The 13,494-nt window shown below is 56.8% G+C and carries 10 protein-coding genes and 1 pseudogene; 3 read left to right on the plus strand and 8 right to left on the minus strand.

What is annotated here, in order from left to right:
* Positions 1 to 157: 157 nt before the first annotated feature.
* Positions 158 to 706, plus strand: coding sequence for an OmpA family protein (locus NKJ08_RS30410; RefSeq protein WP_352784828.1), 549 nt, complete (start codon positions 158 to 160; stop codon positions 704 to 706).
* A 325-nt stretch (positions 707 to 1,031) separates the two neighbouring features.
* Here NKJ08_RS30410 and NKJ08_RS30415 read toward each other — a convergent pair whose 3' ends face one another.
* The 8 genes and pseudogenes from NKJ08_RS30415 to NKJ08_RS30450 form a co-directional block, all read right to left on the minus strand.
* Entirely contained in the window at positions 1,032 to 2,237 is a 1,206-nt protein-coding gene (locus NKJ08_RS30415) for a hypothetical protein (protein ID WP_352784830.1), read from the minus strand.
* Positions 2,238 to 2,984: 747 nt separating this feature from the next.
* Positions 2,985 to 5,969, minus strand: a complete 2,985-nt coding sequence (locus tag NKJ08_RS30420; protein WP_352784832.1) for a TrlF family AAA-like ATPase — start codon at positions 5,967 to 5,969, stop codon at positions 2,985 to 2,987.
* A 353-nt stretch (positions 5,970 to 6,322) separates the two neighbouring features.
* Positions 6,323 to 7,075, minus strand: a complete 753-nt coding sequence (gene qatD, locus NKJ08_RS30425) for a Qat anti-phage system TatD family nuclease QatD (protein WP_352784834.1) — start codon at positions 7,073 to 7,075, stop codon at positions 6,323 to 6,325.
* Positions 7,072 to 8,376, minus strand: a complete 1,305-nt coding sequence (qatC, locus tag NKJ08_RS30430) for a Qat anti-phage system QueC-like protein QatC (RefSeq protein ID WP_352784836.1) — start codon at positions 8,374 to 8,376, stop codon at positions 7,072 to 7,074. The genes qatD and qatC overlap by 4 nt, the downstream gene beginning before the upstream one ends.
* Positions 8,373 to 9,050, minus strand: coding sequence for a Qat anti-phage system associated protein QatB (locus NKJ08_RS30435; protein WP_352784839.1), 678 nt, complete (start codon positions 9,048 to 9,050; stop codon positions 8,373 to 8,375). Before NKJ08_RS30435 ends, qatC begins: the two co-directional genes overlap by 4 nt.
* Positions 9,051 to 9,143: 93 nt before the next feature.
* Positions 9,144 to 10,916, minus strand: coding sequence for a KAP family P-loop NTPase fold protein (locus NKJ08_RS30440; RefSeq protein ID WP_352784841.1), 1,773 nt, complete (start codon positions 10,914 to 10,916; stop codon positions 9,144 to 9,146).
* 266 nt (positions 10,917 to 11,182) lie between these two features.
* Positions 11,183 to 12,096 (minus strand): annotated as a pseudogene (locus NKJ08_RS30445) (nucleotidyltransferase and HEPN domain-containing protein).
* 136 nt (positions 12,097 to 12,232) lie between these two features.
* Positions 12,233 to 12,925: a hypothetical protein gene (locus NKJ08_RS30450; protein ID WP_352784843.1), complete on the minus strand. Its 693-nt coding sequence runs from the start codon at positions 12,923 to 12,925 to the stop codon at positions 12,233 to 12,235.
* Between the two features lie 117 nt (positions 12,926 to 13,042).
* Between NKJ08_RS30450 and NKJ08_RS30455 the strand changes: the two genes are divergently transcribed.
* Both NKJ08_RS30455 and NKJ08_RS30460 read left to right on the plus strand, forming a co-directional pair.
* Complete coding sequence (locus NKJ08_RS30455) at positions 13,043 to 13,198, plus strand: hypothetical protein (RefSeq protein ID WP_352784846.1); 156 nt, start codon at positions 13,043 to 13,045, stop codon at positions 13,196 to 13,198.
* Positions 13,174 to 13,494 carry a hypothetical protein gene (locus NKJ08_RS30460; RefSeq protein WP_352784848.1) on the plus strand — a complete coding sequence of 107 codons (321 nt, stop codon included), beginning with the start codon at positions 13,174 to 13,176 and terminating at the stop codon, positions 13,492 to 13,494. The genes NKJ08_RS30455 and NKJ08_RS30460 overlap by 25 nt, the downstream gene beginning before the upstream one ends.

Consider the following 13,494-nt stretch of genomic DNA (forward strand, 5'->3'; position numbering starts at 1 on the left):
CCTTCCTCATCACAGCTCCCGAAGTTGTTGATTCGGGAGCAAATTAGATGAGGCAACAAACCAATTTTAGGGAGCAGTTCAGGCGAGGCAATGCGCACCCGACGACCTGCGCAAGCTCCTGTCGGCCGACAAGCGCGCGCTCGACGCGGAACGGAAGTTGGCCGAAGCCGAAAAAGACCTCGCCCAAACGACGCGGCAGCCTAGGGATCTGCCACCGATCATCAATCTCAGCGAGGCCGAAGGCTACTCCTTCGAGGTCAGCAGTGCCGGACTCAAACCGGACTTTCACGCCAAGCTTGAGAACGTCATTGCCAAGCAGATTGCCGCGATCGTCGCGAAATACGATGTCGATGTCGTCGAGGTGATCGGCCACACTGACGAGCAGCGATTGTCGAGGCAATCGAATATGGATTATGTGTTCGGGCGCGTCCTCTCTGGGGACGAGGACGTCAGCAAAATGGAACCGGGCGACAATGCCGGGCTAGGCCTGGCGCGCGCAATATCCGTCGTCTCCGTTCTGAAAAAGATACCGGAGTTGGAGCACCTCAACATCCTTCCCATGTCAGGTGGGCAACTGATCTTGCCTGACGATCGTCTCACCAATGGTGTGCAGTCCGGAGATGCGCCGGCAAGGCGTCGTATCGAGATCAGAGTGCGCAAAAGCAAGCAGAAGCTGGCCGACGAAGGCAACCAGGAAGACAACTGATTTCCAGAGCCGGATCGAGACCCCTTTGCAAACGACTCCAACATGCTTGTGGCGAACCGCCGTCTTGTGTGGCGACCACGGTCACCCGGCCGAGCTTTACCTCAATGCGCTCCCGAAAAGGCCCAATGTTTGTGATTCGAAGGACTGAAACGCCCGCATGAGGGGTGCGCCGGACCGTTCGCAACACGCCGAAAGACCCAGTCCTGGTGCTGCGCCTTCCAGCGCCGAAACTCAGCGACAGTGTGCTTGCTGGCATTATCGTCGACGAGCTTTGCATGGGTCTGGCACATCCAGACGCCATTGTTCACGTCACTACGCTCGCGATTCAGTAGTCCATGTTTGCGTGAGTGGTCCAATCCCGACCCCAGCGCTCGATCCACTCTTCCACGGCCTGGTCTCCCTTTGCCCTCGCCGCCGCATATTCAGAAAGTGTGTCAGGATCGAATGATGGGTCGACGCCAGCATCGACAAATCGGTGGGTCAACTCCAAGGAGCCCGTGGAAAGCAAGTCGTGGACCGCGTCGAAGACCACACAGCACTTATCAAAGCTCTCTACTTCGATCGGGATGAACGAGAATCGGGGACTATCGGCGAAGCCGGAAAAGTTCGCAGGGATAGCTCCCACGCCCGGCAGATGGAAGAATAACGAGCCACCATCGTTTTCGACGCCGCCATGACTAAAAGGATTTCGCAGCCTTTCCTTGATCCGCCGAAGCTTCCCCAAAATGACTCCAGCCGGATGATTGTCCTCAAAAGGTAGGACAACCTTGAGCTTGTCGTCCCACGATTTGGCGAGGAACGCCAACAGCCCTCCGGCCTCAAGTGGCTGGCCGTTAAAGGCTCGCAGCAGAATCAGTCGATGTTCTAGGGCGCTGAAGTATGCCTCGATCATCGCGGTTGTGAGGTAGTAGCCCTCGCTCTGCGCCGCGTGCGCATGATTGAGCACGGCCGCCAGCATTCCCACCGGCAAGCGGGAGGCGCTCTCTTTATTTCCCTTTGACGCCTTGGGCAGCTTGGGTGGCTTGTCCGCTCGTGCGAACGCCTTCTTGGCTTTGGATCGGAAGTAGCGGTAACGGCTCTCGAACTCGCCGAATCGGTTGACAATCAGGACGTTGCCCGAATTGGCCTGCTCTGCCGCAAACGGGGCGAGCAGATCTTCGATCTGACGCATGGCCGCGCCGACCTGTCCGACGATGCGATCGTGAGATACCTCGTGATCCTTGGCGAGCAGGATAGTAAAGCCAAACTTGCGCAACTCGAAAGCGACAGGTTCCCCTAGGACACTTCCATAGACCGTCCAGCGTACTTTCTCGCCGTGTCCGCTCCACCTCCAGCCCATTATGTTGCGAAAGGCGAATAGCACCAGTTCGGGCACCGGGAAAAGCCGGGCGGGGGGCCGAAAGGACTCCATGTCCCAGCTGTCCAGCCCGGCCGGAAAGTCAGAAGAAAAGCCGGCGAGTTTCTTGCCGAGCCGCTTGCGGAGCTTGTGCAACGCCTCGGCGTTTGGGTCGCTATTGACTGATTTGGTCATGGACTATGTCGTCTTTCGCCGGGCTAGATGTGGGAAATGAGCGGGCTACTGCGCCCTTAATTGGATAGCGCGGACAGAGCGACGGAGGAAATGTCCGTTTGGGCCAGTTGCTTTCTTTTCGAAAGAGAAGCGCTTGCGCTGCAATGGGGTCGATAGCGGAGTTGAGGGTACCCGGCGAGTATAACGGCAGCTCCTGACCCCAAACGACCAAAACCCGACAGTCCGGCACCGGCCCAGTTCCCGGCCGTTCCGAAACGGAGATTTGAGTGGCTGGTTCGGGCCGAGATCGGACCGGTAGCTTCGGTCTGCGATAGGGTTCCGCCTGTCCGTCTCCGGCCTCTTCACCTGGATGTGGAGGCCTAGTCTGACAGACAGACGCCAGCCGCAAAATCCAATATCAACCAGAATGTCAGTCTTGCGGCCGTCGTCAGTGGCGAGTCCCGCTTGCCTTTTCCATGGCGCCGAGAAGTCGCACCCAGCAGCAGGCACACCCGACCATGCGAGCTGATAGATCGTGCACGCTGGGAACAACGGACTTAGCGATCGCGCACAGGTGCCGGTAATGTCTCAGGTAGATTAGGTGTCCTGCCCTCGCCCTCTCCCCAGACGCCGGAAAACCTCCTCGGATCGGAAATGGTCGAAAGGTTCCATTGGGTCATCGTCGATGGATGGGACCGAGGGTCGAAACTGCACAAAACCGTCGAGTGTGCTCGCGCTTGATCGTATAGAACGCCGCTACTCCAGTGGCTAAATATTGTATTTGAGACGTCGTTTGACAAAGGCCGGCTGAGAACCTTCCAGCACGAGAACGATACGCTTGTTGATGTCGGGGTTCTCTATCGCCCCGCTTTCGTATGAGAACTTGTATTGCCGAGCTTTGTCCAACTTCACATACACGATCTGCTCCGCATCCGCACCGATGGCGAGGTTGGGATTGTGCGTCACCAGAATGACCTGACGGGATCTCTTGGCGTTGCGTATGCAATGCGCCAAAATCAGGAAAATGCTCTCGTTGTCGAGATTGTCCTCGGGCTGATCGATGATTAGCGGGATGTCGTCCTTATCCAGTTGCAGATAGAATATAAGCAGCAGAAGCCCTTTCTCGCCCGGGGAGAGTTCCTCTAGGTCCTTGCTACTCAATCTGAGTTTGTAGGAAGGCTCGATGTAGTCGAGGCTGAATAGGAGGTCATAAAAATCCTTGGGGTCTCTTACCTGATCCCCGAAGCGGTATTCCTCGGCCTGCATGGCGGCTAGGACCGCTTCGAGGCCATTAAGGATCGAGTCTATGTCGTTCCAATTAATGACGCTTATGAACTCGGAAAGTGTTTGTCCTGGCGTTTTGTTGAGACCATTGAACGGTCCGCGTTTGTTCTTGATGACCTTCGAGAGGAACGTTTCGGCAAAGTCGTTCTTTAGAATGAAGGATGCATCGATCTCGACGCTGAAATCTCTAATAGCCACCGTGGCCAGTTGGGTGTCGACGCTCTGTTTAAGATCCTTGTAAAACTCAAGAATCCTATTCTTGCTTGCATAGATTTCGCGCGCGAGTTTCGACCGCGCCTCGCGGGTCGCGGCGATCTGTCCGGGGAGTTCGTTCGTCAAGTCGGCGATCGCACGCTGCAAATGTCGAACGGTGTTGGGTTGAGGGTCTGCCTCGTTGCCAAGGGCTGAAGCCTTTTGCTTATTGATGGCTTCCCGAAGCTCTAGATATTGCTGGTACTCCCGTTGCGGTGCGCTGAGCTGGTCCCTGAGTTCTGTAGCCTTCTCAGTGCAGTAGTCGATGCCCACCCTGATATCCGGCAGGCTTATCAATGCATCAGGGGCCCAGGTTGTCTCAAACGAGACCTTGTTGTCGGTCTCGAGCGCCGCTACTTCCCTAGTAAGCTGCTCGATTAGGGCTGTCACCTGCTGATCCTGAATGTCCAAAGTGACAACCTGATTCACATCGATACTGAAATCCTGAAGTTTTGGACGGAGCTGTCCGACTGCCTCAGCCACCCTTTTCTTCAGGCTTTCCAAGGCATCAGTCACTGACGCCAAAACGGTCTTCTTCCGTTTCAATTCAGCGACCCTGTCCACGGCGACCTGCAGCCTGGCCTCCAAGTCTGCCAGCTGGGCGGCGAACTGGCTGGCCAAGGCCGACAATACCGCCTGCTCGCGTGTTCCTGCCTCGTGAGGGGCTGCGATGGGCGCCGGATCGCTGATTGCGGCGAGCTCTGCATTCTTCGCGTCGAGTTGCGCCTGCAGCGACCTTAGATACTGCGGCTCGGCCCGTTCCTCCAATGCAACGATGTCCACGTTCTTGGCGCGCAACTGCGCCTTCAGGGCGCTCGTCTCGTCCTTGCTCTGCAACGTTTTGAGTTCGAGCAGTTCCTTGAATGATCCCTGCCCCATCCGCTCTGTTTCCTCGACGTGCGAGAAGACGACGTCCTCGATCTGCTTGCGAAAGTTTTCGATCTGAATTTCGTTGGTCAGCCGTTCGAAATAGTTCTGGGGGAGGTAGCGAACCGATTCCGGCTTAGTCGGGTCAACCTTGTCATCGAGCAGCTTGGATACTTTGCCGCCGCTTTGCCATTCGATCTCAGCCTGGAAGTTCTCCGCGAAACCCTTTTGTCGAAACTTCCTATTTGACGCTGAGTTGGACAGGAAAGCGAAATGCTCCTCCAGCCGGCTCTCACCAAGGAGGCCAATGATGTCGACCAAGGCGCTCTTGCCGCTTCCCTTGTTGCCGATAATGGCCGTCAGCTCGGGATTGAGTGGCAGACTGATGTTCTTGAACCATCGCCCTCGTGCGCCGTCGTAATGCGGGACTTGATCGATCCTCAAGTTCTTAAGAATCTTGGTGGGATGCCGAGTTTTCCGGTTTTCCACCGGAGGCACCTCGCCGATATAGACACGGCCCTCAGGTTCGTAACAGATCTGCTGCAACCCCCGGAACGTCCTGTCTGCCTTGATCCATGTGTGCGGAAAGTAAGGGGTGCGGCCGTCGAGTCGTTCCAAGTCTTTAAAGGAATGGGCGTCGCTGCCCCAGATGACCGGCTTCGGATCGGATTTGCCTTGCTTGTAGCGGTCCTCCCTCAGGAAATAATCGCGACTGTCCTCCTGACCCAGGAATGCGTGGCACGCCTTGTCGATGCCGTCAGCGATCGTGATCTTCCGCGCCGATCCGGAATGCGTGCTGCGCATTCCGTTGTTGCCGGCTGGGAAAACGATCAGATAGGGGCGGTGATCACCGAACGTTTCTTCTAGTCTTTGAACGACGTCATCAAAGGCGACGGAAGCTGCCTTGAAATCCGCGGGCGTCAACAGGTCCGCACACGAAAGCCGGGCGCCGGATTGGTCGGATCCCTTGGTTTTCAGCGCGCGGAGGAAATCCCGGATCTTGGTACGCGGGCACGCCTCGGCGTCGCCGTCGAAAATGACATGAAGGTCAGGGCTGTCGCTTGTCGTATTGATTGCTTCAGAAAGCCGAAGCTCCACGTTGATAAAGAACACCTTATCGGATTCGGGACGCCTCACTCTGAAAGCATCGATTATTCCGTACGACCGATCGCAACTGAAATAGTCCGTAATCCCGAAAACCGCGACAGGAGAGTCAGCGAGAATGTCAATAAATTGCTCATCGACGGCCGGCGAGGCTTTTCCGTAAGAATCCGACAGTTTTGTGCCCGGCGGATGGACATGCAAATCCCAGCGTCTCCACACTGAGCCGACTCTCGTATCTGCCGTCATCGATTTTCCCGTCCGTACTATTCAAAGTAATCTGACGACATTTCTTCTTGAACGCGAGAGGAACGCGGCTAAACGCATCGGGCGAGCGGGATCATCAATGAGCTACGTCGAATCTTATCCGCTTTCGGCTATGCAATCTTGTAGTACTTTTCGTCGTCGGGCGCTGCCCGCCAAACGCCGCCAGTTGCCGAACAAAATCCGCACAGTCAGCGCGCCGATCACGGACCCTCGCACGGTCTCTGCACGGATAGAAGGTACGGCCCCAGCCGTCCCTTCCCGTCGAACCGTCTCCAGAGCCGCGAGACCACATCCCTCTATGGTGTGAAACAGGTTCGCGGTCCTACAAAACTCCTTCACGGGTGGATAACATCATTGGGTACTGATGCTGAAAGAACACGCAGGTTCTCTCTGAGTTGATAATGCATAGCTGCCGAGTCCAGATTCCAAACGCGACCTAGTTCCTCGACAGCCATCCAAGCGTCTACCGGCTGTAACGGGCGGCTACGATCCATTGCAAAAGGGCCGTCTGTTTCGGTAAGCACGCGATTCCTCGGTAGCGCTTGAGCAATCGTACGGCCGTTTCTTGTTCGAAGCATCGCTGGCCCGACGCTGAACCAACAACCCTGCCCAATGGCGCGCTGTAGCTCTTTGCTGTTTCCACTAAACCAGTGGAGAATCGGAGTGCCAGACGACGGAAAGCGTGCAAGTACGTCGAGCACGTCTCCAGCAGCACGTCTGCTATGAATTGACAGAATCTTTCCACCCATCGTCGAGGCCGTTCGCAGGATGAACTCGAACGCGCGTAATTGGAGGTCCTGTGTGGGTTTGAATTGGGGGGAGCCGTCGAGGCCGATTTCACCGAAGTACCTTGTTTCCGTTGCTAAGGCTTCAAACAATGCGAGCTCGCCAATTCGATCACCGGCCAGCTCGGGATGCAGCCCTAGAGCGGTTCGAATTCGAGGCTTTCCCTTCGCCAACGCCGCAGTCTTACGCCATGCCTTCGGGGTAGTCGTTACGGACAGAACGTATACCCCAGCCCTGTTCGCATCCTCAGCTGCCAACTCAGGATCACGGTAGAGGTCAAGGTGACAGTGAAAATCGATCAAACCAAAAGCCCGCTATCTCGGAGGAAATTGCCGACTTCAGTCAGGCCACGTCGGTGCACATCCAGTATGTCGCTTCGTCTTTGAAGGTCAATCGGCAGTGGCCCGGAGCGGGCCGCCCATCTTCCGATGTTCTCTGTTGCAAGTCGCTGAACTGCGGTCATCATCGCAACCAGGTCATCGCGGTTATCTTCGTCGGACATCACGCGAGCAATGTCGGCGTCTTCATAATCAGTCCTGTCGTCCACGGTTCCGGCATAAAAGGATGCTCTACGGATTAGGCAGGGAACGCACCTCCCGCATTGACGGTTCGTCCGCTTCCACTTGCCGCACGAGACCGTCTCGCTGGCGATACGCTCGAAGCTTGGATAGCTCGCCATTCCGAAGACCATTTCCCCCTTCGTGGTGGCTTCGTATGGATTTCTGATTGTCACCTGGAGGCCGATTTGCGTGAGTATTGCCTGCACGGAAGCCAGGAAATGAGGATGCGTCGTCCTCGTGCTGAGGGAGCCGATACGGCGTGGTGTGAGAGGAGCATTGAGTGCGATCAGACCATTTTCAGGCATCAGCAATTCGGTAACACCACCGCGAAATGACGAACGGGCTTGGGCGGCAAGAACACCAAAGGCAATAAAGTTGAAACTGCGAGTACGCATGCTGACATCGGATGCACCGCTCCAGGTCGGATGCGCGTTGACCGAGAATCGCTGCAGGTTATTGGGAAGCTCCCCGGCAATGAGATCCTGTTTTTGCGCATCTCCCCGATAGGCGTGACTAACCAAAAGCGGACGTTTCCCGCCACGGAGCAGCTCGATCGTTGATATCGTGCTGTCCAGTCCTCCCGAGAATAGCGATACTAGATCGACGTTCGCGACGCTGATTGTTCTTTGCCGGCTGCGAACGCGTTGACGCGTCGGCGGCGGCTCGCCGCCGCCGACAAACTCAAATTCCCAATTGTCCCCACTGAGGAAGCGTAAAGCAGCCTCCAGTTCCGCTTTCACCGCATTCCAGGTTTGCGGCGCATGAAGAGGCAAGACGACGCGGATTTCTCTATTCCACCCGTTATCAGCATCATCTCTCTGCACGAATGTATCTGCCGCGGTCACGGCCAGGGCGAGCGAAACAAAATCCATCGCCGTCACCGTTGGCTGCACCCCAAATCGGCTTGCTTCGTCCCGAAGTTGGGCTCCGATAGCCCCGGTTCCGACGTGTACGGGCTCACCCCCGTAAAGCAGGACGTGAACGCCACTCCCCGGTGAACTTGGCACAAATTGCGGATCGAGATGGAAGATTACGTCGGTCATTCGTAGCTTTCCCACTCGCGCCAAATGTCATCGATCGCAGCACGTTCGATCCGCTCCATCTGCACGCGGGTCATTTGACCGAGGCCGTCCGATAGTGCTGGCGATAGGTGCCGATCCACCGTTGCCCGGATGATGTCCATGAGCTCGTTTTCGGCTTCGACCGCCCGCATCGGATCATCCGTTTTGTTCCACGCGTCGCCCGCGTCGTTAGTGATCTCCTGAAAAAGCACGCGACTGAAAAACTCGACTAGGAGCGAAACGATGTCGTCCGCCGTAAGCGCAGCTGGGTCAAAGATTGCAACATCCGGGAGCACTTCAGCGATGGCCTCCTGAATCGCGATCCGGATCAAATCCTGGTCAGCGTTTGCTGGCGCCAATGCTTGAGCAATGGCTTCTGCGGCCTCACCCACCGACTGACCAACGAGACCGGATAGGTCTACACCGGTCGCATTTTCACCTGATCCACCTGCCTGCAATTCGGTGATCAGGCCGGCGAGAGCGCCCCCTGCGCCATAAGCAGGCCCAAAGCGTCTGGGCCCGTAGTCAACACCGCCGGTCGAGTCCCTTGCATACTTGCCTAGCGCTGAACGAAAAGATCCCTCGCCGGCACCGGCCACTGCACGCCCGAATTCCGTGCGAAAGCCACGAAAGCGTTGTCCTTCCGGCGGCGGCATCGGCTTTCCTGGATCGGCATCTGCATACGCTGGCACGAGTGGACTTTGATTTCTACGCCCTTTGCCTGACGACGACGTTCCCATTTTCCCCCCTCATTCTTCCCACCATTTTGCTCCCTTGACCGTGGTGGACAGCCATCCAGGATATTTCGGCAGCTGCAGCGACCTAATGAACCGCATTAGCAGAGCGCCGGCATCAGCTGATTGCTGCGCAACCATGAAGGCACCACGGAAGTCTGGGCGAATCCGGCTCCAATCGGAGTTCTTGCGCATTTCTGCGATGATCGCCTCCATCACAACTGGGAGATCGTCGGCTTTCAAAGCACCAATTGCCTCGCGGCCGGCGGCTGACGAAATGCTGGTGACTTTTAGCAGTGTCTGCAGTGCTCTCAAGATCGCCGGCGAAATCGCAGTACCTGAGATTCTGAGGGGTACGGTCTCTCGCGCCAAATAGACCGCCGGTCGCAAATCGATTCCCCCAAGCCGTGGATCCAGACTTGCCCAATCGCGCAAGAAAATTAGATGCTTGACCCATGCCTCCGGAAGGAGGCCTTTGGCGTTCTCTATCGTTCTGGACTCGAGGAGATCTAGGATTTCGAGTTTTCCGTCGCCGGCCGCATTGATTGCAGTGTGCAGCGCTTCTGTGGCGTCCGTATCGGTGCATCGTTCAAACAGCGCGAGCTTGGTAATGATCGCCTCATCTAGCGGCATGGATCGTCGGCGAGCGATGGAGGCGCGCATGCGAACGACGTTCAGCATTCGCTTGACAATGCGTGGGTTTCCAAGCACACCAGCCGAATGCGCGAGAGCAGGCGCCATCCGATCCGCCATCTCCAAGGCCTGATGCAAAGCGTCATCAGCATCAGGCCCGAGCGTTTTAAGAACGTCCTCGACGGTGAATACCCCGTCCTTTTTCCAGGATTGGCGCAGTTTCTCAATGAGGTAGGAGCGCAACCGTTCTACGTCCTCGGCCGAGACACTCCCTCGTCCGGCGAGTAAAAGGAAAAGATACGCACGGACTTCCTGGACGCCAACGCGAGGTACGCGAATTGGCATCTGGATGAGCTTATCAAGGTAGTCCGCGATGTGGCGTTGCGTTGGATTGTTGAAGTGCTGCGACACCGCATGGCGGATCATGTCTTCGTCCGCCACAACCACGAATGCTGTGTTGGGTAGGAAGAGGAAGAGACGCACTGCCTCCAAGGTATGTATGGCATTGGCGGGTAGGCAACGGTCGAGATTGTCAATGAAGACAACCAACGTCCGGTTGAGGCCCTTTAGCACTTCGCCAAATTCGACCCTGAATGCATCGATTTCCTCCGGCGGACCTCGGTTTTCGGCCGGCTTCAGTAATTGCTGCGCCTTTTCACCTACCATGGAGACGGCATCTTTGGCCGCTTCGACATCCGTCTCGCCAGCTCTACCTACAAAAGCATTCCCAACAGCCTCCACACCCCTTGTGATGGCACCGAAGGTTGGAACACCGAACGCGAGGGCGCCCCCTTCGATTGCAAGACCAAGCAGGCGCAGCTTGTTTACTCGTCCGAGCAAGTTGACCGCCTTGCCCTTTAGTGGGGTAGGCGATGCGTCAATCAAGGCCGAAGAGATCACGCCCATCAGAGCCGCGCGAGCGTCATCGAAGTCCTGGTACAGCCACGCGTCGAATTTGACGACCAGGTATTTATCCTTGGTCTTTGCGAGTTCAGCTTCTACAAGCCGGAGAGTAGTGGACTTGCCAGTACCCCACCCGCCGAAGATTCCCAGGGACAAGGGTCTAAGATGCGGATCTGAAATAAGCTCGGCAACGAGCTCCGCAACTTCGGAATAATTCAAAAAATCAGAGTCCGTTTCCGCGTCGGCCCACATGCTAAGCCCCAAATCGATGTTAGATTATTCTCGGCGAGCAATGATCGTTAGTAGATGATATGACCGTCGAAATCGGGCGTTGACCAGAGCGCTGCCGCCTCTAGTCAATTGCGACTCGGACTCGAATCCTTCTATCGACAGTACGGTAGTCAGAAAGAGTCAAGTATCTCTACTGTTTTTTGCGCCTTACGTGAGGTGCGTCACAGATTTCTCTCGAGCGCACAGCAGATGTCATGAAGTCGTGGCCAGTGCATAACGGTCAATGGCTATGAGGGACCTTGGTCTATGGCCTGCTGCTCGACGGCGACTTCGCCGATCCGTGCCAGATGTTCCCGGCAGACGTGTTCAGTGCATTTGTGAAGTTCCGCTGTCCGCTCGCCCAACCAGACGAGCGCCTCCTCGCTTATCAGGTAGTGCTTGGAATACCGGGCCTTCACATGGGCCTCGTTCAACGTGTTGAACCAGGCCCGATGACGTTGCTGCTCACGAGGCCATGCCTCGGACAACCGTCGATCCTGGTCCTCGGCCAAGGCCCTCAGAAACGTGAGATTATGGGAGGGTGGGCTGTAGTTGGTGAGCACCAGCAGGAGTGTTGCATAGCTATGCTCGATGGCTTGGTGGAGCTGAAACGCCGCTTCCTTATGTCGACCCTGCTTAAGAACATACCAAAAAGTGTCGAGGAAGCCCTTGGCACCGGGGAAACGACCTTCGAAATGTTCATTGGCTGTCTCATACGTCGCCTTCGGCGTGAGAGGCTTGGGTTCGGCGAGCGGTTCGTCGTCGAGCTCGTAGAGGACAATGCCCTCGCGGCGGATGTCAGTGAAAAACTACTGCCCTTGGCGCAGCGCGGTGTTTACGAAGCGGCGGCTGTGCACGATGAAGCTGGTTGGCGTCTTGATGGCGCGATCGCGGTCGAGCCGATCCTTCGCCTTGTACCAGCAGGCGAAGTCGGCGAGCTTGTTGTTGTTGACGATCACCAGCAGATCGAAATCGCTGCGGTAGCCTTCATCGTCAGCGACTCGTCGACCCAGTCGCCTCGGGCATAGGACCCGAACAGGATAATTTTCAGGATGCGGCCGCTCTTCTTCCAGTCCGCGCTGCTCTCGGCCAGCGCGTCCTCGAATTCGGCATGCAGGATTTCGACCACACGGGCCAGTTCCTCCTGCTTGTGCTCCGGCAAGTAGACCGATGCTGGTTTTCATCCTGGTCAGTTCAAATCTGGTGAACGCAGGAGCGCGTCGAAGGGCTCGTTATAGCAGGCTTGGCCATATGCGAAAGGGTGCCGATGCGGGCTGCGAGCAATTGATTCTGTTGGTTTATGTCACTTTGTGCGTCGCATAGTCTCCCAGTGTGTTGGCGGCGATCAGAGGCAAGTCGTTGGCGCTGATTCTTTCCGTCATCGTGACCAATGTCATCAAGTGATCGGTCAGGAAATTGTCGAATTTTGCCAAGGCGGGTTGCGCCAGTCGCGAAGCAAGTTCTTCGCCATCTGGCGCCGGCGAACCCGCTATGTCCTGCAGCGTTTCTATCGCATTTTGCGCCTCGCATTCCTGAAGCTCGATGGCATGCCCGAAATGCGATGCTTTGAACTCGCGGGCCAGCAATGCCAGGGTCAGGGTCTGCAGCTTCCTGGTTCCGACCCAGGGCAAAATCAGGACGCCCTCCCCATGTGTGATGATTGAACGGCGGTCCAGCTGCAGATCCAGGAACGATCTGCGTGCCTCATCGAGCAGCCGGCTCGCTGCCGGATCGAGATAGGGGTAGCCCTCATCGGATGCGAGAACCGCGCGCATCGTTGCCACCACATGATCGTGGATGGCCGCGCCCCTGCCATTGAAATGCGGTGGCTTTCCTGCCCGTGTCGGCTTGACCATAATGACCCGAGCGCGATCGTCGATTTCGATGACTTGCCAACGGCGTCCCGTGAAAATAATGGTTTCACCACGTGCAACTGGAGAGCTCAGCGGATAGGTGCCGAGCGTGCGTGCATCGTGAATGATCCGCATCACGGCAATCTCGCAAGGGCCATGCGCGAAGAAGTCGAAGCGCGGCGCTGCTGGTGCGCAGAGGTGGTGAGGTTGCGCAGCTGTTTTCGCGCCTGGATGCCGTGGTCATTGATGAGTTGCATGCCTTATCGCGTTTTGGCGTCCCCGGACGTGGCACTCCATGCCTTTATGGACCATTGCGCCAACCGGATCGGCGAGGCTTTGGTCTGCCTCGACGAACTCGTCAATCTCTACAAGCTGCAGAGATTGCTGTGGACGAGCCCCGCAACGATCTGATCTATGCGGCCGAGGCTGCCCTTCGCGTATCGGACGATCAGGAACGGCTCATTCTGGCGACAGGCCGCTATCTCGGAGAAGGCTTTGACGACCATCGGCTCGACACGCTGTTCCTGACCATGCCGATCTCGTGGAAGGGGACGCTCGCCCAGTATGTCGGGCGCCTGCATCGCGAACATCAGGGCAAGTCCGACGTTCTCGTCTATGATTATGTCGACGGGGCCGTGCAGGTTCTGGCGCGTATGGCCGCGAAGCGGCGGACCGGATATCGGACCCTTGGCTACCGTCTGGAATAG

It is taken from the genome of Mesorhizobium sp. M0244 (assembly GCF_040321795.1).
Classification (GTDB): domain Bacteria; phylum Pseudomonadota; class Alphaproteobacteria; order Rhizobiales; family Rhizobiaceae; genus Mesorhizobium.